The following is a 25,378-nucleotide window of genomic DNA, read 5'->3' as shown; positions in this document are numbered from 1 at the left end:
AAAAGCTGCTCGTCTTATAGACAAGCAGCCTTTTTATTTAACAGTTAAAATTTTTGATTTAAATTATTACTAATTACACTATCGGGATTAGAACGAACGTATCCCCCACCCATTTCAACAGTCCTATCTACTTGCGCATTCCCGTCACCATCTCGCCAATATCCTTCTACATATGTCCCATCCTGCCTCATATAACCATCAACATGATGAGGTTTAACAAAATGTAGCGGTTGCATTTGAAATTGATTTACATGCTGTAACGGATCCGCATATTGAAAAATATCGATTGAATCTGATGCAGGATTATCATGTACACTAAAGGACCCTGTATCTATTTGGTGTGATGACACGCTGTGTGTCCCATCAATTACGTCATTAGAATGTGAAAACTGTTTATCAAATGCATCCGATATATTCAAATCATGATTGTGAGAAAAGTCGTTCATTTCTTTCCACCTCTTTTATAAAATAATTATATTGTGCCGCTATCGCTTTCTGTATCTTTTCAACTTTCTCTTGCTCATTGAACTTATTTTGATAAACTGATTTTTTCTGCTTTATTTCTTCCTCTAATAAATAACGTCCCGCATCGACTTTATCTTGAAATACACGCATTGTATGGCTTTTAATTTCTAAAATTCCTTCAGAGACATATTGTGCAATATGCTTCATAAAATCATCCATAACTTGTGAAATAACATGATCGACTTCCACTAATAACTTCGGCTTAATCTCATCTAATTGTTTCTGAATCATTTTCTTTTGTATATACGGTAATCCTGCTAAGCCAATAATCGGAATAAATATTGGCCCTCCAAGTACCATCGCTATCGTACTAGCCCCCCCTATAATTGCTCCTGAGGCAATCAACGGATTCATTTTATTAGGGGCATGCATTTCTACATCAACATCGTATGTCAAACGATCTGCAACCTGTTTTCGCATTAGAATTTTCATATCAAATATTTGACCTAACCCTTTTGAAAGCTCTATTTCAAGTTTTCTTAATAATTCTTGTATATACCCTGAATACTGATCAATCCACCGTTTTAATCTATTTTTTATAATTAGTGGTATTTGAGTTTCGACGAAATTTCCCATGTCGTGTCCGTTATATAATTGGATACGGTCTTTTACTTCATCCCTTATGCTTTCACTTAAAAATTCAACTGATTTATAGATGATAAGCTGTATTTCATTTTCACGTGCTTGCACATACTCATTAATTTTCTGTTCCCTCGATAATCTCTCCGTATCCCATTGATTCAATGAATCATAGGATTTCTCTAACTCTTCAAGAGACTGCGTATTAACAGATGATAGAACTTGAATTTCTTCTAATGCATCATACAAAATATGTGTAACTCGATTATAATAGCGCATTAATTTTTCTTCGCTGCAAGAACCATTTTGAATCATATCCCATATATTCTTCTCTACGTCCCCTAGACCAGAATACTCCCAAAGTTCCTCGTCTTTCGTTTGCTTTGCCTCCAGTCCTTCTCGAGCTGAAATTGGAAATACCCTCGGACACTCAATTTCAGTCACACGTTGAATACGATTTGAAATAAATTCACTAAGTTCTTCTACTTCTTCCTCATCGACACGATCAGCAAAGTTTGCCACAAATATAAGGCGATCTAACCCTTTTCCTAGTAAACTATTATTAATAAATTGTTCCTCTGTTCTCTTTAATGGCGCTGTCATATCTAGCATGAACAATACTACGTCTGCACGCGGAATAAATTCATATGTAATATTTGAACGATGTTTATTTAAATCATTAACACCTGGTGTATCAACAAGAACTACTTTATTCTTCAAAAGTGGCGCTGGCATACATAATTTTAAATAGTTTACTTCATCTGGGTTAAAATCTGCTGTCGCTACATATTTCTGCAATGTTTCAGCTTGCAAGCCACTTCTTTCTACCGTTCCATCACTTTTATGCACCTCAAAACTTCTTTCACTTCCCCATACTAAAGCATGGATAGCCGCCGTCGTAGGTGTTACATCTACAGGCAACAATGGTTCTCCTAACAATGCATTTACAAAAGTAGATTTTCCATTCTTGAACTCACCAACGACAACAACTGTGTATAAATCTTCTTTTAAATCCAAGAGCACTTCATCAAATTTACGAATTTGAGGGCTTTGAGGTAATATGTCACAAACTTGATTTCGCAGTACTTGAATTTTATTAAATAAATCTGTTTTTCTTTCTTCGTAATTCATTATTTCACACCCACTTTATCCGAAATAATTTTATCCATTTCTTGAATTACACGCTCTACTTGTTGCTCTTGGCGATTTAATACTTGCAATCTTTCTTCTGCCACATACTGTTCCATTTGACGATTTTGTAGCAATGTTTCCATTTTCATATTTAATATATTTACTTGCTCCTGTACTTTTTGATTATACAGATCCATAACAACCTTAATTTTCCCGCGCCATCCTTCTTTAAATCTATTCAATTTCGTTGGGATGTTCTTATCAAATCTCTCATCTATCCCTTTCATTAACTGTTCGTATTCTTGATCTCTCCCACTGAAAAAGTGAAATATAGATTGTATTCCCTTTCCAATTACTCCAGTAAACAAAGTTAGTCCCTTTAAAACTCCAGAATACCAGCGGCCTCGAGGGATTTGTTCCCATATACTACCTACAATGTCATCTACTATATCAATAGGGGCATAATTGCTATACTTTTCATCTGATTTAACAGGTATAATATTATGCTCTATCTCACCCTGCACTAAATGTTCTAACTGCCCTTGGATTGATTGGATATGCTTTTCTACCTTTTGACTGGCAGTTGTTAATATTTCCTTCAACGTCTTCTCTTGTATTTTTTTCATTTTTTCATGTAAAGCCCTCTCTAATGGAGCAACTTTGGTTTCTACATTTGTTACCACTTCTTCTGTAGACATCCTCTTATATAAAGAATCCGCTGTCTCCCTTGCTTGTGTTGCAATCTCATTCAACCCTTTGCCATACTCTCCTTGGATTACTTTCTCTTTCTTCTTCAAAGTTATTTCAATATAATTAGCTGCTTCTTTTCCGATTCGCTTTAGCTCGCTAATTTGTTCACGTAACTTTTCTAATTTCTTATCTAAATCTTTAATATCATTATTTAAACTTTTTTTATCGAATGTAATTTGCTCTTGTAGTGTTTTATTTGCCAATCGTTTTGCTGTTTGAATTGGTTTTTGTAGTTTAATCATCCCACGTTCATATTGTAAGAAATGTGCCAATTCCTGCTCCAATTGAGGTATTCCAGTCTCTTCAATATCCATAATTGGACCACGCATACGTATAGTTTCTCCGTTTTGTTTTCGTCGATATGCCAAAGCATGCTTTGCTGAAACAAAAAAGATTCTAGGATTTTCTACTACCTTACTTAATTTCTCTTGCGCATAAGAGTATACTTTTTTAATTCCCTCTTCATCTAGAGCATCCTTAAAATTAATGACAAAGAAAACTTTCTGAATATCTTGTGATAAAATACGATCACGTAAAAAGCTCATCTCAGATTCAGATAAGATTTTCACACCAGATAATAGTAATATAGCTGCATCAGATGTTGGAATAAATGTATTTGTAATTTCCTCACGTGCTTCATCTAAGTCGTTTGTTCCCGGCGTGTCAATAATTTCTACTCCATCCGAGCAAAATGAAAGTGGATAGCCAACTTCAGCATAAGCAACTTCTGAGATCTTCTTTAACGCTTCTTCATATTCTTTTTCTGATTGCTCATCTCCTACAATTGGTTCCCTAGGTGCAACAATTTTTTTAAATTCTTCTTCCGAAATCGCACGGGATTTTTCCTTTTCATCACGATAATGCAATGTAATATTCGGATGTTCTTTGTACGTAATTTTATTTAAAATAGTTGTAGTTGGCTTTACCGAGGACGGAAGTATGCGCTTTCCAAGAAAACTATTAATAAATGTCGACTTTCCTCGTGAAAATTCACCTACTACTACAATAACAAACTCTTCATTCATTACATCTTGAATTAATTTCTCCATAGTTCTCACGTAATCTACTTGCTTACGCTCTACAAATAAATTTCGCAAATTTTGAAGTTGTTCCAATGTATCTAATTTCTTTTCTTTAAATTGTGATAATGAAAATGTCATATATTTCTCCTTCACCTAATATTAAAATTTATCGTTTTTTTCGCAATTGAATATCATGTGGTCAATGAAATACAAATACCATTGACCACAGTTTCATCCTATTTATCAATTTTTACGATTTGGTAATGTTTGTACCCATTCTCCTTCAGAGTATAAAAGAATGTCATTTTTTTATGATCATCTCTTCCATCTGGATAATGGAATGTATACTCTTCTTGTACTTCTATCCTATATTGCTGTCCCCCTACTTTTTGAATGTTTTTAATGACCGGAGGATATGTTCTTTGCTGTATACGCTTCTCTTCCATCGTTTTGAAATACTTCTGTACATCTTGATATTCACTACCACTTGGATCATAGAAAGATGCAATTCGACTAAAATTATATTGATTAAATGCTATTTCAAACTCACGGTAGAATTGATTCATAAATTGCTGAATATTTTGCTCTTCTTTCACTACACCAACCGTTTGCGACTTACCTTGTTCAAGGGTTTTTTTATCTAATTGAATAGTGGATATATCATATACCTTCCATTCATCACCACTATAATTTCGCTTCATAACATACGTAGTTTTCACTTTCAAATACTCTTTTTTGCCGTTTTCATATGTAGTGATAATTTCATTCGCTGCAATAACTTGATACATGTTATCCGCTTCCAATGTTGCATCCTCTATATAAAACGATTTTGAATCAAGAGAAAAACGTTCTGTTCTAGCATTATTTACATCCCTTTTTACATCCTCGTAAGCTTTACCGCTCATATCTATATACGGGGATACAATTGAAAAGTTCTTCTCTTTTATTGCTCTCTGGTACGCGCGATTATAGTCCCGAACCTGATTTGAAACTGTTATAATTTCTGTATTTTGAGATTCTCGATTTACTTCTACACTTTCTTCTTCTACTTCTTTTTGTTTCTCTGAATCACTTATATAACTTGGTTCCTCCTCTTCTACGTTTTGATTCATAGCATCCCCAGATTGCTTAGCCGCTGCTAATATTGCAGTCAATCCAAAGACAAAAACTGCGACCATTATTAACGTCCGGCATGCATTGAGAAATTGTCTTTCCTCTTTCAAATTAATAGATAAATCTATTTCCTGCAGAATCCCTAAACTTTTACTTCCTTTTGCAGTGGTAACCTGATGCCTATATTCTTTCTGATATAAAGAATACATTGGTAACATATTATTTAGGGTTCTCTGTGCCTCTATATATCTCTCGTATTCAAAATTCCCTCCTTCACGCTCCAATAATATAAATGCTGCACTCAATTGCTTCGCTTCTTCATATAAGTCTTTATGAAAAATGTATTCCCGCTTTAATAAATCTGTATCTGATAAAATCCTGACTATACTTTCCTTTTTCAGCTGTAAGGTATTTAATTTTGAAACACTACTATAATCTATTTTTTCAAAGTGCGACTTTACAGCATTATATTCTTTTTTATACGATTCCCATTCTTTCTTTGCGTAATTGTTCACCGCTGTTTCTAACTTATTAAGGAAAGATTTAATATTATGAAGTATATGTTCCCCTACTTGTTGAAATAAATTTTTGTATTCCTTAAACGTTTGGGCTTCATTATTAAAATTAACTATATTTCTATTTAACTCATCCTGCCTCTTTAAAAATCCTTTGAGATTTTCCAAACGTCCCCAAAAAGGAGTCTTACCAAATATATTTGATTTCCCATATTCCTTATAATCATCTAACAACTGATTTCTTTCGTTGCTTAATCCCACTTTCAACTGTTTTAATTCTTCTTCACCTATATTATTAATCAGGTAAAATAATTCTTTACCTACATTTATTTTTTCTTCATTAAACCTATTAAACTTATTTACCTCTTCAACGAGATTCAGTTCTGAAATAAGTTCCGATTGTTGATTTAATAGAGCACTAATTTTTTGTGAACTCTCCACTATCTCCCCAACAGAATATTTTTTATTATTAAGTATATTAATAGTATGAGCAAAATCTTTTACTTTATTCAGGGACTGTATCCCATTATCATATTTCCTATCTAGGTTAGGAATCATTTCAAAAATCAATTGATTTATCTTCCCTTGCGATTCTAAAAAGTTTAGTTTTTGCTTTTCATTTTCTATACAATGCTGTATTTCTTTTAAAGTATCGGTTAACCCTACATAAGCCTTCTTCTCTTTCAAATAAGGATCAAATTGTACATTGTCCAACCAATTCTCTAATTCTCTCCAATTGCTCCAATTCATCTGCTCAGCATCATTTTCCACTTTCCCTTTTAATGCGTTACGAGCTGAAACTCCTATTAAATTTTGAAGCATCGGTAACCGTCTCTTTGTATCCATAATAAAGTCTTCTAATGGTTCCTCTTCATCATCATGATGATCAATTTGATTAATAATCCCTGTCGTTTGTAGTCCGTAGTCTTTTAATTTATTTATTTGATTAATCTCTGTAGAAGATCCAACATTTAAATATGAGAATAACCAAATTGCCAAATCAGCCCGTCGCATAAACATCTCTGTAGCTTCTGTATGTAATAAATTTGACGAGTTTAATCCAGGAGTATCAACTAACGTAACCTGTTTTAGAATCTCACTTGGCAGTGTTATCTCCAAAAAGTTTAGACTCTTACGGATAAATGCACCATTTTGTTCCCCTTCAGATGAAATAGTAGCTAATTTCTCAATACTATATGTTTTACAATCTCCATTTTTAAAATACGCAGTTATTCCTCTAACTTCTCCGTATTTTAAAACTGTTACAACTGCTGTTGCTGGTGTTATCTCCGAAGTTAAAATCTCCTCACCTAATAAAGCATTAATAAAGGTGGATTTTCCCGCATTAAACTCCCCAGCAATCATAATGATAGGATTACTATTTATGTCGCTTTTTAATTCTCTAATTTGTCGAAGGTTTTTCTGAAATGTCTTGTCATCTACTAATTCATTTTCTATTTGATCTAATTCATCATTTAGTTTTGACAACCATTGTGGTAACTCACTTTCCATTACATATCCCCTTTTAACACTTATTTTTCCAAATTATTCTTACCAATCTATTATAAACAAGAATCAACTTATATAGTAATGTTACTAACAATTTTTTCTAAATCATCTACTGATCTTTTTTAATCATACAAAAGTATGATCCTTCTGTAAGTTAATTCAATAGCTGCAACTACCATTTAACAAATCAGACTTTATCCCGCATTAACGGGCAGTAAGACCCCTACCTCAAAATTCAGCGAAAGCAAGGAAGTTAGGCAGGGGATCAACTGCCCGTAAAAGCCCGATTGGTTCAACTAATAATCAGTGGGGGATGAAGAAAATCCCCACTGATTAAAGTTTCACTTTATCGGACTTGCAAGTGGAACAGCTCTTCTTACGGCTTTCATTTACACACTTGCTCAAAGTCTTATTTAACAATTCGTTTCCCCAAACCCCTTTATATATAGAAAAAGCTGCTCGTCTTATAGACAAGCAGCCTTTTAGTTTGTTTCATATATAATTTGGCCTGTTTTGCTTATATCATATCCACCAATTGCTTTTAATTCATTGTGAAACTCTTCAGATTGCAAAATCCCTTTTATAACCTCAATAAGTTCCTCATTTTCTTTATTCTTCAGAAGTACTAAATCATACTGCTCTTTCATTATCGGAATAAAGTCTACGTTCATAATTTGGGAAAACTTTTCTGAACCTACCCCAACATCAGCTTTTCCATTCGCGACTTGCGAGGCAACACCAAGATGATTCGATTCTTCCCATTCATACCCGTTAATATCTTTACTTAATTTTTGAATTCGCAATTGCTCATCCACTAACACCCTAATACCAGAACCTTTTTCTCGATTTACAAATCGTATAGATGACTGAGCTAAATCAGCCCATGTTTTTATATTTTGTGGATTCCCTTTTTGCACATAAAATCCAACATTTCTCGCTAATAAATTAATCATAATATATGGTTGTCCAACTAAAATACGTTTTACGTAAGGAACATTATATGTACCTGTTTCGCCATCAAATAAATGCAAACTAACGACGCTTCCTTCTCCTTGGTACATCTTCACTAAACTCGTTAAACTACCTTGATATGCTCTTAATATATTCGAATTTGGTAGACGATTTTCTATATGTTTTGCCAACATATCTAACGTTAGTTCTTGACCACTAATGATGCGTGTATTCGAACTACTAATTTCGTCCTTCTTTACAGAAGTAAATTGCACCTTACCTGTTTTCATTTGCTTGATATATTGTTCTAAATCCGCTGCATCAATACGCATTTGTCTACCAACCCTATAAGAAGGAAGTTCTCCTTTTTTAATTAGGTCGTATACAGTTAATTTTGATACTTTTAATCGCTTTGCTACTTCTTCCGTTGTGTAGGAATGATGATCCATAGACGATTCCTCACTTTCTTCCTTCATTGTAACAAAGAAAAGAATATTTCTCCTATTTTTTAAAAACAACTCAATCGTTCAAATTATATTCAATTATAACTAGTTATATTTAGTTATATTTAGTTATAATTGAATATGTCAAAACGAAAGGGGATTTTTTTATGAATAAATTCACATTACGATCTATTGGGGCACTTATACTTTCTTTCCTTCTTATATTTAGTGTCGCTTGTACAAACGGGGAAAAGAAAGAAAAGTCAGCTGCTAAAGAGGGAACAACAGTCGAACTGACTATATCAGCCGCTGCTAGCTTGCAAGATGCATTACAAGAAATTGAAAAACAATATAAAAAGACAGAGCCTAATATTAAACTTTCTTTTAATTTTGGTGCTTCTGGTGCACTTCAACAACAAATTGAGCAAGGTGCACCTGCTGATTTATTCTTCTCTGCAGCAGAAGATAAATTCCAAACCCTTGTTAAAAAAGGATTCATTAATGAAAAAGAAGGGAAAAACCTTCTTGGAAATGAACTAGTTCTAGTCGTTCCAAAAGATAGTTCTCTTACAAAATTTCAAGATTTAAAAGATGAGAAAATCAAGAAAATCGCACTTGGTACACCCGAATCCGTACCTGCAGGAAAATATGCAAAAGCTTCTCTCACACATGAAAATCTTTGGAATGACGTTCAAAATAAAATCGTATTTACAAAAGATGTTCGCCAAGTGTTAACATATGTAGAAACAGGTAATGTTGATGCTGGTATTGTATATAAAACAGACGCTCTCGTTTCAGACAAGGTGAAAATTGTAGAGGCGACAGCGGCTAATTCTCATGAGCCAATCCACTATCCTTTAGGTGTTATAAAGGAATCTAAGCATAAGAAAGAGGCGACTTCATTCTATGAATATTTACAGTCAAAAGATGCACAATCTATCTTTAAGAAATATGGATTTACACTCCTGCCATAATTGCTATGAGCTTTGATACAATTTTGTCACCTGTCTTTCTATCTTTACGAGTAGCTGCGTGCGCCACCATTATCGTTACGATTTTGGGAACGATTATTGGACGAGCATTAGCGCGCTCCTCGTGGCGATATAAAGTACTACTAGAAACTATTTTCTTACTACCAATGGTGCTTCCACCAACTGTTATCGGCTTTTTTCTAATTATCATTTTCGGAAATAACAGTCCCATTGGAAAGTGGATTGAATCATTATTTCAGCAGTCCATTATGTTTACATCTACTGCTGCTATCATTGCTTCTACAGTTGTTGCATTTCCGCTCATGTACCAATCAGCAAAAACAGGATTTTCTATCGCAAATGTACAAATTGAAGATGGCGCGCGCGATCTTGGTGCAAGTGAATACCAAGTTTTTCTACATGTCACACTCCCGCTTGCATTTCCTGCGTTACTAAGTGGTATGATTTTAAGCTTTGTTCGCGCACTTGGTGAATTTGGTGCAACTTTAATGTTTGCAGGAAATATACCGGGCAAAACTCAGACGATTCCAACGGCGATTTATATGGCTATTGATGCAAGTAATATGCAACTAGCTTGGACACTTGTAATCATAACGATTAGTATGTCCCTTCTATTCTTACTATGTATTCAACTCATTAATAGCAGAATTACTACTTCTTAAAGCAACTTTCGACAAAAGTTGCTTTTTATTTCCCGAAAAATAAAATGATTTGATTAATGACTGAATTTTACCTCTTATTTAAATATACATTTTATTTGAATTCACTTTCTAAAATAGGTAATTTCCTGTTATTATATGAAAGTGTTTCAAAAAATGAAGAAATGAAAACGCATTTATATCGTGAATTCTTCATCCTGTTTTAGCGATCGGTAATCTTCTACTCTATTAGTGGGGCATTACCGATCGTTAGAACGATATGTAATTATATTGGTATAGAAAACCGAAGGGAGTCTTGTAATGGACATTTTATTAGCGCTTCTTCCTGCAATCGCATGGGGAAACATCTTATTAGTAAGCGTAAAAATGGGCGGTGGTGCATATAGCCAAACGGTAGGTATGACAATCGGTGCTCTATTCTTCGCAACAATTATGTATGTATTTACTCAACCAACTTTAACAATGACAGTCTTGATTGTTGGCTTTATTTCAGGTTTATTCTGGGCTTTAGGACAAGTAAACCAATTAAAAACAGTTGAAAAACTAGGTGTTTCAACTACTGTAACTATTTCTACTGGTATGCAACTTGTTGCAACTTCTATCTTTGGAGTTATCGCTTTTCGTGAGTGGACTACTACTACAACGATTGTTCTGGGAACGATTGCAATCCTATTAATCGTAGTTGGTGTTGTATTCACATCACTAGATGATAAAGAAAATGCACAGCCACCAGGACAATTGAAAAAGGGACTTCTTACTTTAATTGTTTCTACTTTCGGTTATCTTGTATATGTAATTATTATTCGTTGGTATAACATTGATGGTTGGTCTGCTATTTTACCACAGGCAGTTGGTATGTTTGTCGGTGCGGTTGTACTGACATCTAAACATAAACCATTTAACAAATATGCAATGCGTAATGCTTTATCTGGTTTACTATGGGGAACAGGAAACTTATTCTTACTTCTTTCATTACCACGTGTTGGAGTAGCAACAAGCTTCCCATTATCTCAAACTGGAATCGTTATCTCAACATTCGGTGCGATTGTCTTCTTAGGTGAAAAGAAAACAAAACGTCAATTGATCTTTATTGCACTAGGTAGTGTTTTAATTATCGGCGGCGCTGTATTGCTTGGTATGACAAAAGCATAAGCTTATAATTTATCAATCCCTGAAGCATAAATGCTTCAGGGATTTTTGATTATAACTATTTTTCAAATATAATAATCTTCATAGCCCTTTTTATATAACCTGCCCTCTCTCCAATTGTATTCCCTCTACTATAAGCCGTTTCTTTTTACAAAATTCTCTTAAAAATGGTATCGTTTTTTATAACATATTCTCATCAGAAAGGAATAAAGGATATGCCTAATAAACATCGAATTTTATTTATTGGTGCCGGTCGTATGGCAGAAGCTATATTTGCTGGACTACTTACAACAAGTAAAGAATACATCGAAGAAATTATTGTTTCCAACCGAAGCAACAGAGAAAAACTAACGCAATTACAAACTCAATATGATCTCTCGATTACAACTGATTGGAAGCAGCATATTAAATCTGTAGATACAATTGTTTTAGCAATGCCGCCTTCTGCACATGAAGAGCTATTAGCAGAGTTATCTCCGTTAATATCAAATCAACTTGTTGTAACAGTAGCTGCTGGCATTGGCCCATCTTATTTAGAAGCTAGACTCCCAGAAAACACACCTGTTGCCTGGATTATGCCTAATACAGCTGCTGGCATTGGAAAGTCTATCTCCTTATACACGACGGGAAATTCCGTAGATGAAAGACATCATGAAACGTTACAACTTCTTTTAAAAGGTATTGGTACCTCACAGTTTTGTACCGAAGAGGAAGTTCACCAACTTACCGCAGTTACTGGTAGTGCACCTGCTTTTCTCTATCACTTTGCTGAAGGTTTAATTGAAGCAACGAAAAGCTATGGTATTGATGAGGAAACAGCAAAACACCTTGTCATTCAAATGATTGCTGGCTCTGCCGCTATGCTCCAGCAAAATCAGGATCCAGCTATGCTCCGCGAACAAGTAACAACACCAGGAGGTTCAACGGCTGAAGGCTTAAAAGTTCTATATGAAAATAATTTTTCAGAAGTCATTCAACAAGCAGTTGAAGCGACCAATAAAAAAGCTAGGGGGAATTAATATGACTTTAACAAGTTTAAACGACTACACAACATTACATAACGGCGTGAAAATGCCTTGGTTCGGCTTAGGTGTTTTTAAAGTAGAAGACGGATCAGAAGTAATCGATTCTGTAAAAGCAGCTATTAAAAATGGATACCGTAGTATCGATACTGCTGCCATATATAAAAACGAAGAAGGCGTTGGACAGGCAATTCAAGAATCTGGTATTCCTCGTGAAAATTTATTCATCACTTCAAAAGTGTGGAATAGTGATCAAGGTTACGAGTCAACATTACAAGCATTTGAAACTACATTAGAAAAATTAGGTCTAGAATATTTAGATCTATATTTAGTACATTGGCCTGTAAAAGGAAAATACACTGAATCATGGAAAGCTTTAGAGCAGCTTTATAAAGATGGTCGTGTTCGTGCTATCGGTGTGAGTAATTTCCATATTCATCATCTGCAAGACGTATTTGAAATTGCAGAAATTAAACCAATGGTTAACCAAGTGGAATACCACCCACGTTTGGCACAAGAAGAACTACATGCTTTCTGTAAAGAACATAGCATTCAACTTGAAGCTTGGTCACCATTAATGCAGGGGCAGCTACTTGATCACCCAACATTACAAGAAATCGCTACAAAATATAATAAATCGACTGCACAAGTTATTTTACGTTGGGATCTACAAAATGAAGTTGTAACAATCCCTAAGTCTATTAAAGAACACCGCATTATTGAAAATGCAAACATCTTCGATTTTGAATTAAGCTCGGATGATATGAAAGCAATTCAAGCTTTAAATGAAAATCATCGCGTTGGTCCAGATCCAGATAACTTTAACTTTTAGTAAGGAAACCACTGCCATATGCAGTGGTTTTTTTATTTTAAATAAAACTGAAAATTTAAACTATATTCCATTCGATTGACACTTCATTATCCAAGGTGTAATATTTTGAATTATCAAAGAAACACAAAAATTAATAAAATTTATTTGTTTACTCATTGTATCAAGAGAGGTGGAGGGACTGGCCCTTTGAAACCTCGGCAGCAGGTTCATTTTGAATACTGTGCCACTTCCTGCAAGCTTTGTGCTTGAAAGATAGAATGAGGGACTTCGTTTATATACGGGTGCATAACTTGTACGTAGAAATCCCTCTTTCTCAATACGAAAAGAGGGATTTTTTGTTTTTCATTTCCCTCATCATCATCCAATCTTATTAACTATTTAGGAGGAAAATCAAATGAAAAAGAAGTTTGTACCCGGTATTGCATCAGTTGTAGGAGTAAGTATTTTATTATCTGGTTGCGGTAGTTATAAAAACGAAGCGAGCGGAGCAAATGCAAAAGATGAGGCACCTAGTAAACAAGTTTTAAACTTATCTTCACCTACTGAGATTCGAACAATGGATACGGCTCGTGCTACAGATACTGATTCTGGTCAGGTAATGAGAAACGTATTTGAAGGTTTGTATAATCTTGGTGAAGGTAACAAACCTGTCCCAGGTGTTGCAAAATCTCATGAAGTAAGTGGCGATAAAACGAAATACACATTCCATTTACGAGATTCAAAATGGTCAAACGGTACTCCTGTTACAGCGAAAGATTTTGTCTTCGCTTGGCAAAGAGCTGTTGATCCAGCAACAACCTCTGAATATGCTTTTTTATTCTTTGATATTAAAAACGCTAAAAAAATTAATAGTAAAGAGCTTCCAGCCGATCAACTTGGTGTAAAAGCAGTTGATGACCATACGTTTGAAGTAGAATTAGAGCGCCCTGTTCCGTATTTTATTAGCTTAACGGCATTCCCAACATTTCTACCAATCAACGAGGAATTCTTTAAAGCACAAGGTGATAAGTACGCTTTAGAAGATAATAAAATCTTATACAACGGAGCTTTTACACTAAGCGATTGGAAGCATGAACAAAGCTTTAAATTTAAGAAAAACTCTACCTATTGGGATAAAGATAATGTCAAACTCGAAGAAATCAATTTCAACGTTGTGAAAGAGAAATCGACAGAAGTAAATTTATTCGAATCCAAACAATTAGACCGTATAAAACTAACATCTGACTTCGTTGATAAATATAAAAAGGATGCTAACTTTAAAGAACGTCCGAACGTAGGGGTACAATTTTTACGTATGAATCAACAAAATAAAATACTTCAAAACGTTTCTGCGCGCCAAGCGATTGATCAAACTATTGATCGAAAATCCTTTGTAAATACGTTATTAAATGATGGCTCTACACCAACCTTTAGTCTCGTTCCAAAAAACTTTGCAAAAGGGCCTGATGGAAAAGACTTCCGTACTGCAAACGGCGATTTAACAAAAGTTGATACAACATCTGCACAAGAATTATGGAAGAAAGCCAAAAAAGAACTTGGTTCTGAAAAGATAACATTAGAATTATTAACAAGTGATGGTGACCTTGAGAAGAAAACTGGTGAGTTCCTAAAAGGACAACTAGAAAAGAATTTAGATGGCTTAACAGTAAATATAAAACCGCAACCACGTAAACAACAAGTTTCACTCCTATTAAAAGGTGACTACGAGATTGGAATTGACGGTTGGAGTCCTGACTTTGCTGATCCAATTACATTCCTTGAATTGTTTACAACGAATAACCCTTACAACCTAGATCATTACTCTAATAAAGAGTTTGATGACACAATTGAAAAAGTTAAAACTACCTTGGCTGGTGACGAAAAAGCTCGCTGGGAAGCGTTACTAGCATCAGAAAAAATATTATTTAAAGACTCTGTTATTGCTCCTCTTTACCAAAAGGGAGAATCTTATTTAGAGCGATCCTTTGTAAAAGGCATTGTGCAAGTAGACTTTGCTGGTCAATTAAACTTCAAATGGGCAAAAATTGAAAAATAAAGTGAAACTTTAATCAGTGGGGGGTTCTTCATCCCCCACCTAACTTCTTTGCTTTCACTGAATTTTGAGGTGGGGATCTTACTGCCCGCAAATAGCGGGATAAAATGCAACTTGGATCATCGTTTTCCCGCCCACACCCATTGTTTTTTTAGCAAAATATATTAAAAGCAGATTCCCTAATACGAGGAAATCTGCTTTTTTAATATATTATTCCAAGAAATTAACACTCTACTTTTTATTATTGACATATAGTTCTCTCCAGTGTTAATATTCTAAATAATCAAAGAAACGAAATATTTTACCATCAAAATGTAATGTCTACTAAGTTGAAACATATAACGATAGATTATAGTTCAACTTGTATATACATATAGAACACCCGATTACCTATATACACATATTTATAATAGGTTTTCTCTTCTTCTATAGCTACACTTCAAGACATGGACATTATGACGTTACGAACAACACATTTAGGGAGGAAAGAACAATGAAGAAAAAAGTTGTACCTGTTGTTGCATCTGTTTTAGGGGCAAGTCTACTACTAACTGCTTGCGGGGGAAATAAAGATAATGCAGGCGGAGCAAAAGCGAACGATAAAGCAAATGATAAACAAGCGATTAACTTATCATTTGCTTCAGAAATTCCAACAATGGATGTTGCAAAAGCAACGGACGGGGAATCCATGAATGTAATGCGAAATGTTTTTGAAGGTTTATATGCAATGGGAGAAGATAATAAACCAATTCCTGGTGTCGCTGAGTCAGTTGACATTAGTCCAGACAAAACAAAATATACATTCCATCTTCGTGATTCGAAATGGTCAAATGGGACTCCTGTTACAGCAAAAGATTTTATTTTCGCTTGGCAACGTGCCGTTAACCCTGAAACAGCTGCTGAATATGCATTCTTATTCTTTGATATAAAAAATGCAAAACAAATAAACCAAAAAGAAGTAGCAATCGATCAATTAGGTGTTAAAGCTCTTGATGATAAAACTTTAGAAGTACAACTGGACCGACCTGTTCCCTACTTCTTAAGCTTAACGACATTTTCAACATTCTTACCAATTAATGAAGATTATTTAAAATCTCAAGGTGATAAATACGGTTTAGAAACGAAGCATCTAATTTACAATGGGGCTTTCACATTAGATAACTGGAAACATGAACAAAGCTTCCAATTGAAGAAGAACCCTAACTATTGGGATGCTAAAACTGTAAAACTAGAAGAAATCAACTTCAATGTCGTTAAAGATAAGTCTACAGAAGTTAACTTATATGATTCAGGACAAATTGATCGTGTTGCTTTAACTGCGGAGTTTGTTGATAAGTATAAGAACGATTCAAACTTCAAGGAACGCGCTGAAGTCGGTATTCAATTCTTACGACTAAATCAAAAAAATGCAGTATTAAAGAATCAACATGCACGTCTTGCTATTAACGGAGCAATGAATAAAAAGGCTTACGTAGAAACAATTTTAAATAACGGTGCAATTCCAGCCGAAGGAATGGTTCCTGCGAAGTTCGCAAAGAGTCCAGATGGCAACGACTTCCGTAAAGAAAACGGAAACCTAGTTAAAGATGATGTGAAAACAGCAAAAGAAAACTGGAAAAAAGCGAAACAAGAACTTGGTACTGACAAAGTAACAATTGAACTATTAACAAGTGATAATGCTTTAGCTAAAAAGACTGGCGAATATTTAAAAGGTGAACTAGAAAAGAATCTAGATGGATTAACAGTGAACTTAAAGCCTCAACCACGTAAACAACAGTTAAAACTACTATTAAGTGGTGATTACGAAATCGGAATCGATGGCTGGGGCCCTGACTTCGCGGATCCTATTACATTCTTAGATCTATTCACAACAGATAGCGCTTATAACTTCGATAAATACTCTAACAAAGAGTACGACGAGCTTATTCGTAAAGTGAAAACTGATTTAGCTGGTGATGAAAAAGCACGCTTTGAAGCAATGAAGCAAGCTGAAAAAATCTTATTACAAGATGGCGCTGTCGCTCCTTTATACCAACAAGGTCGTTCTTACTTACAACGCGGATTTATTAAAGGACTTGTAACAACTGACTTCGGTGGCGAATTTAACTACAAGTGGACAGAAGTTGCAAAATAACAAACGCTAGTAAAAAAGGTATCCACATGAAGGATACCTTTTTTACTTTATACTTCTTTAACTACAGGGCTTCTCCCCTTTACCATTCCTTTTATAGATAAAGTAATCACTGCTACCAATTGTGTAACTAATATAATAACTAATAATGAAATAATATTCTTCTCTAAAATAACTCCACCAAATATTATTGTATAATAACCATTTGCTGCGTATGTTGCGGGAAATAATCCCGAACGGCAAACCTGTTTTTCCAATGCAGTGATAAATACATATGTATTAATACTAAGAAGACTAAAAGGACGATTATCAACTCTCTTCATAGTTCTCTTTTTGTATTGAACCAAAACTCATCATAAATATAACCATAAACATCAAATATGTTCTCCACGTCAAAGAAGGTATATGCCCTGACCAAAGATAGCTAATTAAATAGTTAATTCCCATAATACAAGACGATACTACTAAACTAATACTTATTAGTTTTACATATTCGAGCATATCTTTTCTCCTTACTTTTTAATTTTCTATTTCTTCAAATTGCAGATTCACCGGCTCTTCTAGGAGTGTTTCATAAAAGTTTTCTGCCAAATCTGTTGAAGGAATTTTTTCATCTACTTCATCAAATCGAATACTATCTAGCCACACACAACCTTCTCCTGATAATAAAACACCAAATGCAATACCAAGTGCTTCTTCTTTTATATCTAATACAACCGAGTACGATTGCCAGTTATTCGTATTTTTGATTGGGCGATTTTGCATGTTATCCATAGCAAGTGGCTCTGTATCTTTTCCATCTACTCGCATCCATAATCCCGCCCAGTCTCTTACACTCTCACTCTTAATAAATGCTGTTAAACGTAATCTCTTACCTACATGTTTATCCGCTCGGAACATTTGCATTAATGTTGAAAACCCTCCGTGTGTAACGTTCTCTTTTCCTTTTATATATGCAGATACTTTTCCTTGATGAACAACTTCGTAATCTAAACCCATCTCATATTCAGCAGGATGACTTCCACTTAATACCCATCCTTTCGGTATACCTTTTTCCATTGAAACTCCCTCTCTTTCTATATAAAATGACTGGAAATACTTTCGATATTTTTTTGGTGGTAATTGAAACATTCTTTTAAAAGCTCTAGTAAATGCCTCTTGTGAGGAAAAGCCATATTGCACTGCAATATCAATGACTGCTCTTTCAGTCGATACCAAAGCCTGTGCAGCATGAGTTAATCTTCTCTTACGAACATAATCCGTTACACTCATCCCGATATAACTTTGAAAAATACGATGAAAATGGTACATCGATACTGCACCGTGAAATGCCACTCTTTCTGTTGTAAGCTCTTCATGTAAATGATTCTCTATATATTCAATCACTTTTTTTATCATCTCTTTATATTCTTCATGCATTTCAGTACCTCCTTACAACTTCAATTTACCATATACATACAAATCATTTTTGATTTAAATTGCGGATTAACCCTTAAAGCTATGAGAAAATAATTTATTTTCAACACATACATAATTACATGAAATTAGGAAAAACTTGTATAGAAAGAAGTTACATAAGGAGGAATTTATAATGAGAATTTTACTATCAGCTTTATTAGCTCTTATGCTAGTACCTGCATTAACAGGATGTAAAGCTCCTGCAAAAGAAGATACAACTTCTAATAAAAAGACAACTGAAGAAGCAAAAAATGAGGCTCCTGCAGATTTAAAACTAAACTTTAATGAATTTGATTTAAAAGCAGACTATCAAGATACGAAGAAAGACTACGAAGCTGATTATAAAAATGTAGCAGCGGATAAGAAAATGGAAGCAAAAATTGAAGACCATAAAACAGATGTAAAGTTCACAGGTGACGAGGCTATTACGAAATTAAGCCCTCTTCTACAAGAGCTGAAATTTAATAAAGATACTCCTGATCAAGAAGTTATTGATCAAGTAGTAAATGTATTCAAACTTGATAAAGACTACCAAAAATTCGATTTAGAAGTTGTCTTTTCTGACGGAACGAAAAAAGAATATAAACGCGAAATAAAATAAAGAAGTAGGCGGTTGCCTACTTCTTTATTTTTTAATTTTTACGTATCTTAGTTCTGGACTAGAACCGATAATGAATTGGACGCCAGATACTGATGATTTTTGTAAATATGAAGCACTTGGGAAAATAACTGGGATTAACGGTGTATCATCAAACATAATATCTTCCGCTTTATGCAATAAGTCAAAACGCTTATCCTCGTTTTGTTCAACTTCTGCTTCTTTTACTAAAGCGTCGAATTCTTTATTATGCCATTTTGCATAGTTATTCGGACCATCACCTGCATATAAATCTAGTTTAGTAATTGGATCTAATAGAGAGCCGCCCCATCCCATATAAGCTAATTGGAAATCACTTTGCTTATATGTGTCGATGTAACTCTTCCATTCTTTATTTTCTAATTTAATATCTACTCCAAGATTTTTCTTAAACATTTCTTGCATTGCTTCTGCTACTTTTTTATGTTGTGTATCTGTAGTGAATTTTAATGTTACTTCAGGTAATGTAGACCATCCTTGTTCTTTCATACCTTCTTCTAATAATTTTTTCGCTTCCGCTGAATCAAATTTTATGTAATCACCTTTTTCTTTACGGAAATCACGACCACCTTGTGTTTTTGCCCCTTCTGGAACGAATGCATATGCTTCTTGTGCATTATTTTTATACAATTTTTCAACGATAAACTTACGATCAACCGCTAATGAAAATGCTTTACGTACTTTCGCATTTGTAAACGGCTCTTTTTCTACGTTAAACGAGTAAATATAAGATGAGAATCCCGCAACACGTTTATATTCTTTATTCCCTTTTTCTTTCTCAATCATCTCTTGTGGTAAGCCACTTAATAAATCTAATTCTTTTGATTTGTACAATTGATACGCTGTTTTAGAATCTGGAATAATACGAAACTCAATTTCTTTTAATGTTACCTTTTTATCGTAGTATTCTTTATTTTTTTGTACTGTAATTGCTTGGTTATGCTTCCATTCTTTTAATGTGAATGGTCCGTTCGTAATTAACTCTTTTGGATCTGTTTTTAATTTATTGTTATCATCAATTGATTTTTTAGATAATGGAATAAATAATGAACTTGCTAACTTTTGTTTAATAGAAGCAACTGGGTGCTCAAGCGTTACCTTTAATGTTTGAGGATCAACGACTTGAATACCAACTTGGCCTTCTTCACCTTTTCCAGTATTATATGCCTCTGCTCCTTTAATAAAATACATTTCTGTCGCATTCATAGAACCCGTTTTCGGATTTAATAATCGCTTCCATGCGAACTCAAAATCATTTGCTGTAATAGGAGAACCATCTGACCATTTAATATCTTTCTTTAAATGTATTGTATATTCAGTTCCATCAGCATTTACTTCTTCTTTCTCTGCTAATTCATTTTGATATTTCCCATCACTATCTTGCGTATATAAACTTGAAAACAACTGCCCAATTACATAACCTGACGTGCTATCTGTCGCAATAGCGGAATCAAGTGTATATGGATCACTACTAATATTCGTTACTAATCGATCTCCTTCCCCCTTACCAGCACTTGCCTTTTGCGTCTCTTTCTTACCGCAAGCGACAGAAGTTATTGCTAAAACAGTCATAATGACAAACAGTAAAAACTTCTTCATCCTACATTCTCCTTTAACCTGAAATTTTTGGTGTTGATGCTAATAATGTTTTTGTATAAGAATGTTGTGGATTACGGAATACTTCGTCCGTATTTCCAAATTCAACAAGTTCTCCTTTGTATAAGACAGCCACTTTTTCACATAAATAGTGAACCATCGGTAAATCATGTGCGATAAATAAATATGTATAGCCTTGTTCCTTTTGAATCTTTTGCAGCAAATGTACAATTTGGATTTGCAGTGAAACATCTAATGCTGAAATTGGTTCATCAAGGATTAATACTTCTGGCTCACATAATAGCGCTCTTGCAATGGCAATACGTTGACGTTGTCCACCGCTAAATTCGTGGGGATAACGATCAATATATCGTCTATCTAATCCAACACGCTCTAGTGCATCACCTGCGACTTTATCTTTCAATCCTTTATCGCCTAAACCGAATGAAATATATCCTTCCGTTACGCTATCGCGTACTTTCCAGCGCGGATTTAATGCAGCTGTGGAATCTTGAAAAATAAACTGTACTTTCTGTAAGAAATTCCGCTTATTAGCTGACTTCAGCGTGTGAACAACTTGACCGTTATAATCAATTTCACCAGACGTTGGTTTTTCAATCCCAGCTATGAGCTTACCAAGTGTTGTTTTTCCTGAACCACTTTCTCCGATAATGCCAAGAGTTGTTCCTTTCGGAATAGAAAGTGATATACCTTTTAGCGCCGCAATTTCTTTATTTTTACTTCCATATGTTTTTGTGACTTGTTTTACAGCTATTAAATCTGTCGTCATGAAGCATTCACCTTCTCTTTTGATTTCGCTTTATTATGCTCCAGAATATGCTGCCAGCAATGTGAACTATGCTCCTCAGAATATGTTGTTCTCTCTGGGAAACGATGAATACATTCTTTTATCGCTACTGGACAACGATTCACAAACGGGCACCCAAAACTATTTAACGTTTCAATTGAAGGTGTTGTTCCCTCAATTGCTCTAAGTACCTTTTCTGAATCATCCATATTTGGAATTGCTTGCAATAAGCTTTTCGTGTAAGGATGCTTAGGAGAGCCAATTACTTCCCCTATCGTTCCTTTTTCAACAATGCGCCCCCCGTACATAACAACTACTCGGTCAGCTATTTCACGCACAAGTGCCAAATCGTGAGTAATTAATAAAATACTCGTATTTTGTTTTTCTTTTCGCTCTTTTAATAACCCCATAATTTGTTTTTGAATTGTTACATCTAACGCCGTTGTAGGTTCATCTGCAATAACGAGCTTCGGATGACATGCAAACGCAATTGCTAAACAAATACGCTGCCTCATACCTCCGCTCAACTGATACGGATATTGTTCAAAGCGTTTCTCTGCTTCATGTATCCCTAAATCATTTAGTAAGTTAATTGCAATTTCTTTTGCCTCTTTTTTCGATTTCTTTTCATGCTGCACAATTACTTCTGTAATTTGTCTTCCCACCTTCATCGTCGGATTTAAAGATGAAAGCGGGTCTTGAAAGATAAAGGAAATATCTTTCCCGCGAATTTGATTCCATTCTGATTCTTGTAAATCCGTTAATTCCTTTGATTGGAAAGATATATTTCCATCATCAATATGAATCGATTCTTGATTTAAGCCGATAATTGATTGTGCTGTAACACTTTTTCCTGAACCACTTTCTCCAACAAGTGCAACTATTTCACCTTCGTTAATAGAAAAGGAAACATGCTTCACAATTGCTTGCTTACTATTCTCTTTTTCAACGGCCAACGTTACGTTTTCTAAAGATAAGATTTGTGCCATGTTTTTTCTCCTTTCGATTACGTTTTACGATTTTCGGATCAATCGCATCTTGCAAACCATCACCAATCGCATTAAATGCGAACATGATTAGTGCAATCATGATTGCCGGGAAGAAAAGTTGCCACCATTCTCCGCTTAGTAATGTCCCGAGTGCATCGTTCGTCATCGTGCCCCAACTCGCTGCTGGTGATTGTACTCCAAGTCCGATAAAACTTAAAAATGATTCTGAGAAAATAGCTGCTGGAATTGTAAATGATAAATTTACGATAATAATCCCTGTTAAGTTTGGAATTAAATGCCCATATATAATTTTCATATGAGGTGTACCTAATCGCTCTGCTGCGATAACAAATTCTCTTTGCTTTAAAGACAAGACTTGTGCTCTAATGAGACGTGCCATGCCAATCCATCCCGTTAACGCAAGGGCGATTATAATTGTAAAAAGTCCTGGTTTCATAACGATTAATAGTAAAATAACAATTAATAAATATGGGATACCGTATAACACTTCAATCCCTCTTATAATCCACTCATCAATTAACGTTCCAAGACGATTACGCCCTCTCACATATCCACTAAAACCTCCGATAAGTACACCAAGCCCTATATCAAGAGCTGCCGCTACCAATCCAACTGTTAATGAAATTTTCCCACCAGCCCAAGTACGCGCCCAAATATCTCTCCCTAAATCGTCTGTTCCGAACCAATGCTCACTACTAGGCGGTAAATTAGTTGCTTCTTTTACTTGTTCACTCGCAGTAAATGACGTTAAACTTTCGCCAATAAGCGAGAAAACAATAATTAGTAATAACGTCACTGCCCCTAAAACTGCTATAGGGTTTGATATAAACTTGCGAAACACTTCCTTTTTTCGGCTAATCGTTTGCTGATCTTTATTTATCGTTAATTCTTTTTTCTCTTCATTCGTTAATAACTGGTCATTAATTTCATAAGCCCCCATTTAAACATTCCCCTCCTTACGTAATAGAACGAATACGCGGATCAACAATACGATGAATGATATCTGTAATAAAAATACATACAATTAATAGCGAACTATAGAAAATGGTTGTTCCCATAATTACCGGATAATCTCGGTTAAAAATACTATCTACAAAATATTTTCCTAAACCAGGAATTGAAAAGATTTTTTCAATAACGAAAGTTCCTGTTAAAAGTCCAGCCATTAATGGGCCAACAAATGTAAGTACCGGAACAATTGCATTTCGAAGAGCATGTCTTATAATGATTTTCTTAATTGGTATACCTTTCGCTCTCGCTAGCTTAATATAATCACTCTGCAACACTTCAATCATATTAGAGCGAACAAATCTTGTAATAACTGCGATTGGCCCGAGCGCTAATGCGAAAGAAGGTAATACAGTATGCTCAAACGTTCCCCACGACGCCACTGGTAGTAATTCAAATTGGATGGCGAACACTTGTATAAATAGTGGCGCTAAAATAAAACTAGGAATAGAAATACCTAGAATCGCAAGCAAGCTCACACTATAATCAATCACTTTCCCATGATATAGCGCGGCAAATGTACCTGCGGCAATTCCGACTAACAATGAAATAACAAGTGCTTGTAAACCAATAATTGCCGACGGTCCAAAACCAGTTGTTATAATTTCCGATACACCTTGACCTGTTGATTGAACAGATTCACCAAAATCAAAATGAACTACCCCATCCAAATAAGCAACATACTGATTCCATAACGGTTCATCAAGGTGATACTTAGCTCTCATGTTTTGTATCACTTCTTCAGGGAAGATTTTCGCATCTGACGAAAATGGATCCCCTGGAATAATATGCATAATTAAAAATGTTACTGTCGTAATGACCCATAGCGTAAACACCATAACCGATAGTTTTTTAATAACATACACTTCAATAACCCCCTAAACAAATGAATTTACTTTGTTTTATTGACATATTTGTTCCCATTACTCCTTTTCCACTTCTTACAACACAAAAAGCCTTGATCTTAAAAAATAAGATCAAGGCTTAATAAAACTATGCCCATCACTTATCTTGCAAGACTCGCTTGCTGGAATTAGCACGGTGTTCATCTTTCAGAACCCGCTGCTGAGGTGTCATAGGGCCAGTCCCTCTACCTCTCTGGATAAGTAAATTGCTATATTATTATTTGGTTCAAATTGTATATTTTGAATTATAATTCTGAAAAAATGAAAAGTCAATCTAATTGGATATATTTAGGAAAATCAGTTTTTAATGGCATTATTTCTTAAAATCACTACTTTAACTTATAATAAAATTAATTACTTTAAAGGAGTTATAAGATGGATCCCTTACTTCTAGCCACCATAGGATTGCCATTAACAATTGTCATACTCGTAATCATCGGCTTCTACAAACTCTTCATTAAGAAGAAACGTGTCACTTCTTTTTATACTCCATTCGATAATATTACTGGACAAACAATTTCAGAATTTCACGAAGAACAGAAGGTATTAGTATCCGAGGATGAAGACGGAGATGGCAAGAAGAAAAAATAACCTCGCGCAT

Annotated in this window: 22 protein-coding genes, 1 pseudogene and 2 riboswitches; of the genes and pseudogenes, 10 read left to right on the top strand and 13 right to left on the bottom strand. The window is 34.7% G+C overall.

The genetic code is table 11. The features are described 5' to 3' along the window. Positions 1–44 precede the first annotated feature (44 nt). The 4 genes from EXW56_RS01150 to EXW56_RS01135 form a co-directional block, all read right to left on the bottom strand. Positions 45–446 carry a hypothetical protein gene (locus EXW56_RS01150; RefSeq protein ID WP_098988530.1) on the bottom strand — a complete coding sequence of 134 codons (402 nt, stop codon included), beginning with the start codon at positions 444–446 and terminating at the stop codon, positions 45–47. Next, the gene (locus tag EXW56_RS01145; protein WP_002202026.1) at positions 421–2,235 is read right to left on the bottom strand and encodes a dynamin family protein; all 1,815 of its coding nucleotides are present in this window, start codon (positions 2,233–2,235) and stop codon (positions 421–423) included. Before EXW56_RS01145 ends, EXW56_RS01150 begins: the two co-directional genes overlap by 26 nt. Beyond that, entirely contained in the window at positions 2,235–4,145 is a 1,911-nt protein-coding gene (locus EXW56_RS01140) for a dynamin family protein (RefSeq protein WP_002202027.1), read from the bottom strand. Before EXW56_RS01140 ends, EXW56_RS01145 begins: the two co-directional genes overlap by 1 nt. 98 nt (positions 4,146–4,243) lie before the next feature. Then, complete coding sequence (locus EXW56_RS01135) at positions 4,244–7,147, bottom strand: dynamin family protein (RefSeq protein WP_215597125.1); 2,904 nt, start codon at positions 7,145–7,147, stop codon at positions 4,244–4,246. Between the two features lie 333 nt (positions 7,148–7,480). On the opposite strand from EXW56_RS01135, the pseudogene EXW56_RS01130 reads away from it, so the two are divergent. Next, positions 7,481–7,561 (top strand): annotated as a pseudogene (locus tag EXW56_RS01130) (DUF3948 family protein); the annotation flags it as partial. 65 nt (positions 7,562–7,626) lie between these two features. Here EXW56_RS01130 and EXW56_RS01125 read toward each other — a convergent pair. Next, positions 7,627–8,571: a helix-turn-helix transcriptional regulator gene (locus tag EXW56_RS01125; RefSeq protein ID WP_080013760.1), complete on the bottom strand. Its 945-nt coding sequence runs from the start codon at positions 8,569–8,571 to the stop codon at positions 7,627–7,629. Positions 8,572–8,705: 134 nt separating this feature from the next. Here EXW56_RS01125 and modA point away from each other — a divergent pair, with 134 nt between their 5' ends. The 7 genes from modA to EXW56_RS01090 all read left to right on the top strand — a co-directional run bounded on the left by modA (position 8,706) and on the right by EXW56_RS01090 (position 17,358). Continuing rightward, on the top strand, positions 8,706–9,512 hold the full coding sequence (modA, locus tag EXW56_RS01120; RefSeq protein WP_098988528.1) for a molybdate ABC transporter substrate-binding protein: 807 nt from the start codon (positions 8,706–8,708) through the stop codon (positions 9,510–9,512). Between the two features lie 5 nt (positions 9,513–9,517). Next, the gene (gene modB / locus EXW56_RS01115; protein WP_002151307.1) at positions 9,518–10,192 is read left to right on the top strand and encodes a molybdate ABC transporter permease subunit; all 675 of its coding nucleotides are present in this window, start codon (positions 9,518–9,520) and stop codon (positions 10,190–10,192) included. Between the two features lie 297 nt (positions 10,193–10,489). Continuing rightward, positions 10,490–11,341, top strand: coding sequence for a GRP family sugar transporter (locus EXW56_RS01110; protein ID WP_002113377.1), 852 nt, complete (start codon positions 10,490–10,492; stop codon positions 11,339–11,341). 212 nt (positions 11,342–11,553) lie between these two features. Next, positions 11,554–12,357 carry a pyrroline-5-carboxylate reductase gene (gene proC / locus EXW56_RS01105; RefSeq protein ID WP_002113376.1) on the top strand — a complete coding sequence of 268 codons (804 nt, stop codon included), beginning with the start codon at positions 11,554–11,556 and terminating at the stop codon, positions 12,355–12,357. A gap of 1 nt (position 12,358) precedes the next feature. Beyond that, on the top strand, positions 12,359–13,192 hold the full coding sequence (locus tag EXW56_RS01100; protein WP_002113375.1) for an aldo/keto reductase: 834 nt from the start codon (positions 12,359–12,361) through the stop codon (positions 13,190–13,192). Between the two features lie 154 nt (positions 13,193–13,346). Then, positions 13,347–13,451: riboswitch (SAM riboswitch) on the top strand. A gap of 135 nt (positions 13,452–13,586) precedes the next feature. Next, positions 13,587–15,227 (top strand): peptide ABC transporter substrate-binding protein, encoded by a 1,641-nt coding sequence (locus tag EXW56_RS01095; RefSeq protein WP_002202031.1) that lies wholly within the window; start codon positions 13,587–13,589, stop codon positions 15,225–15,227. A 490-nt stretch (positions 15,228–15,717) separates the two neighbouring features. Continuing rightward, on the top strand, positions 15,718–17,358 hold the full coding sequence (locus tag EXW56_RS01090; protein ID WP_002202032.1) for a peptide ABC transporter substrate-binding protein: 1,641 nt from the start codon (positions 15,718–15,720) through the stop codon (positions 17,356–17,358). Positions 17,359–17,405: 47 nt separating this feature from the next. Here EXW56_RS01090 and EXW56_RS01085 read toward each other — a convergent pair whose 3' ends face one another. The 3 genes from EXW56_RS01085 to EXW56_RS01075 are packed head-to-tail and all read right to left on the bottom strand — an operon-like array spanning position 17,406 to position 18,774. Then, complete coding sequence (locus tag EXW56_RS01085; RefSeq protein ID WP_002202033.1) at positions 17,406–17,678, bottom strand: hypothetical protein; 273 nt, start codon at positions 17,676–17,678, stop codon at positions 17,406–17,408. Then, entirely contained in the window at positions 17,665–17,856 is a 192-nt protein-coding gene (locus EXW56_RS01080; protein ID WP_002202034.1) for a hypothetical protein, read from the bottom strand. Before EXW56_RS01080 ends, EXW56_RS01085 begins: the two co-directional genes overlap by 14 nt. Before the next feature lie 18 nt (positions 17,857–17,874). Then, positions 17,875–18,774: a helix-turn-helix transcriptional regulator gene (locus tag EXW56_RS01075; RefSeq protein WP_002202035.1), complete on the bottom strand. Its 900-nt coding sequence runs from the start codon at positions 18,772–18,774 to the stop codon at positions 17,875–17,877. Positions 18,775–18,946: 172 nt separating this feature from the next. Here EXW56_RS01075 and EXW56_RS01070 point away from each other — a divergent pair, with 172 nt between their 5' ends. Beyond that, on the top strand, positions 18,947–19,414 hold the full coding sequence (locus EXW56_RS01070; protein WP_002113370.1) for a YusW family protein: 468 nt from the start codon (positions 18,947–18,949) through the stop codon (positions 19,412–19,414). Between the two features lie 24 nt (positions 19,415–19,438). On the opposite strand, the gene EXW56_RS01065 is transcribed toward EXW56_RS01070, so the two are convergent. From EXW56_RS01065 to EXW56_RS01045, 5 genes are read right to left on the bottom strand one after another with little or no spacing between them, the layout of a single operon-like run. Continuing rightward, positions 19,439–21,049: a peptide ABC transporter substrate-binding protein gene (locus EXW56_RS01065; protein ID WP_002113368.1), complete on the bottom strand. Its 1,611-nt coding sequence runs from the start codon at positions 21,047–21,049 to the stop codon at positions 19,439–19,441. A 13-nt stretch (positions 21,050–21,062) separates the two neighbouring features. Next, positions 21,063–21,836 (bottom strand): ABC transporter ATP-binding protein, encoded by a 774-nt coding sequence (locus EXW56_RS01060; RefSeq protein ID WP_002202036.1) that lies wholly within the window; start codon positions 21,834–21,836, stop codon positions 21,063–21,065. After that, on the bottom strand, positions 21,833–22,843 hold the full coding sequence (locus EXW56_RS01055; RefSeq protein ID WP_002113364.1) for an ABC transporter ATP-binding protein: 1,011 nt from the start codon (positions 22,841–22,843) through the stop codon (positions 21,833–21,835). The genes EXW56_RS01060 and EXW56_RS01055 overlap by 4 nt, the downstream gene beginning before the upstream one ends. Beyond that, the gene (locus tag EXW56_RS01050) at positions 22,800–23,804 is read right to left on the bottom strand and encodes an ABC transporter permease (protein WP_002202037.1); all 1,005 of its coding nucleotides are present in this window, start codon (positions 23,802–23,804) and stop codon (positions 22,800–22,802) included. The genes EXW56_RS01055 and EXW56_RS01050 overlap by 44 nt, the downstream gene beginning before the upstream one ends. 16 nt (positions 23,805–23,820) lie before the next feature. Continuing rightward, positions 23,821–24,738: an ABC transporter permease gene (locus tag EXW56_RS01045; protein WP_000289323.1), complete on the bottom strand. Its 918-nt coding sequence runs from the start codon at positions 24,736–24,738 to the stop codon at positions 23,821–23,823. Between the two features lie 137 nt (positions 24,739–24,875). Beyond that, positions 24,876–24,981, bottom strand: a riboswitch (SAM riboswitch). A gap of 171 nt (positions 24,982–25,152) precedes the next feature. Here EXW56_RS01045 and EXW56_RS01040 point away from each other — a divergent pair. Next, positions 25,153–25,368, top strand: coding sequence for a DUF3951 domain-containing protein (locus tag EXW56_RS01040; RefSeq protein WP_002202038.1), 216 nt, complete (start codon positions 25,153–25,155; stop codon positions 25,366–25,368). The last annotated feature ends 10 nt before the right edge of the window (positions 25,369–25,378 follow it).

It is taken from the genome of Bacillus mycoides (assembly GCF_018742245.1).
Lineage (GTDB): Bacteria > Bacillota > Bacilli > Bacillales > Bacillaceae_G > Bacillus_A > Bacillus_A cereus_U.
This window is presented reverse-complemented; position numbering and strand designations above follow the sequence as displayed.

Coding starts and splice junctions, on each gene's coding strand:
- EXW56_RS01150 (WP_098988530.1), bottom strand. CDS start 446: ATGAACGACTTTTCTCACAATCATGATTTGAATATATCGGATGCATTT.
- EXW56_RS01145 (WP_002202026.1), bottom strand. CDS start 2,235: ATGAATTACGAAGAAAGAAAAACAGATTTATTTAATAAAATTCAAGTA.
- EXW56_RS01140 (WP_002202027.1), bottom strand. CDS start 4,145: ATGACATTTTCATTATCACAATTTAAAGAAAAGAAATTAGATACATTG.
- EXW56_RS01135 (WP_215597125.1), bottom strand. CDS start 7,147: ATGGAAAGTGAGTTACCACAATGGTTGTCAAAACTAAATGATGAATTA.
- EXW56_RS01125 (WP_080013760.1), bottom strand. CDS start 8,571: ATGAAGGAAGAAAGTGAGGAATCGTCTATGGATCATCATTCCTACACA.
- modA (WP_098988528.1), top strand. CDS start 8,706: ATGAATAAATTCACATTACGATCTATTGGGGCACTTATACTTTCTTTC.
- modB (WP_002151307.1), top strand. CDS start 9,518: ATGAGCTTTGATACAATTTTGTCACCTGTCTTTCTATCTTTACGAGTA.
- EXW56_RS01110 (WP_002113377.1), top strand. CDS start 10,490: ATGGACATTTTATTAGCGCTTCTTCCTGCAATCGCATGGGGAAACATC.
- proC (WP_002113376.1), top strand. CDS start 11,554: ATGCCTAATAAACATCGAATTTTATTTATTGGTGCCGGTCGTATGGCA.
- EXW56_RS01100 (WP_002113375.1), top strand. CDS start 12,359: ATGACTTTAACAAGTTTAAACGACTACACAACATTACATAACGGCGTG.
- EXW56_RS01095 (WP_002202031.1), top strand. CDS start 13,587: ATGAAAAAGAAGTTTGTACCCGGTATTGCATCAGTTGTAGGAGTAAGT.
- EXW56_RS01090 (WP_002202032.1), top strand. CDS start 15,718: ATGAAGAAAAAAGTTGTACCTGTTGTTGCATCTGTTTTAGGGGCAAGT.
- EXW56_RS01085 (WP_002202033.1), bottom strand. CDS start 17,678: ATGAAGAGAGTTGATAATCGTCCTTTTAGTCTTCTTAGTATTAATACA.
- EXW56_RS01080 (WP_002202034.1), bottom strand. CDS start 17,856: ATGCTCGAATATGTAAAACTAATAAGTATTAGTTTAGTAGTATCGTCT.
- EXW56_RS01075 (WP_002202035.1), bottom strand. CDS start 18,774: ATGCATGAAGAATATAAAGAGATGATAAAAAAAGTGATTGAATATATA.
- EXW56_RS01070 (WP_002113370.1), top strand. CDS start 18,947: ATGAGAATTTTACTATCAGCTTTATTAGCTCTTATGCTAGTACCTGCA.
- EXW56_RS01065 (WP_002113368.1), bottom strand. CDS start 21,049: ATGAAGAAGTTTTTACTGTTTGTCATTATGACTGTTTTAGCAATAACT.
- EXW56_RS01060 (WP_002202036.1), bottom strand. CDS start 21,836: ATGACGACAGATTTAATAGCTGTAAAACAAGTCACAAAAACATATGGA.
- EXW56_RS01055 (WP_002113364.1), bottom strand. CDS start 22,843: ATGGCACAAATCTTATCTTTAGAAAACGTAACGTTGGCCGTTGAAAAA.
- EXW56_RS01050 (WP_002202037.1), bottom strand. CDS start 23,804: ATGGGGGCTTATGAAATTAATGACCAGTTATTAACGAATGAAGAGAAA.
- EXW56_RS01040 (WP_002202038.1), top strand. CDS start 25,153: ATGGATCCCTTACTTCTAGCCACCATAGGATTGCCATTAACAATTGTC.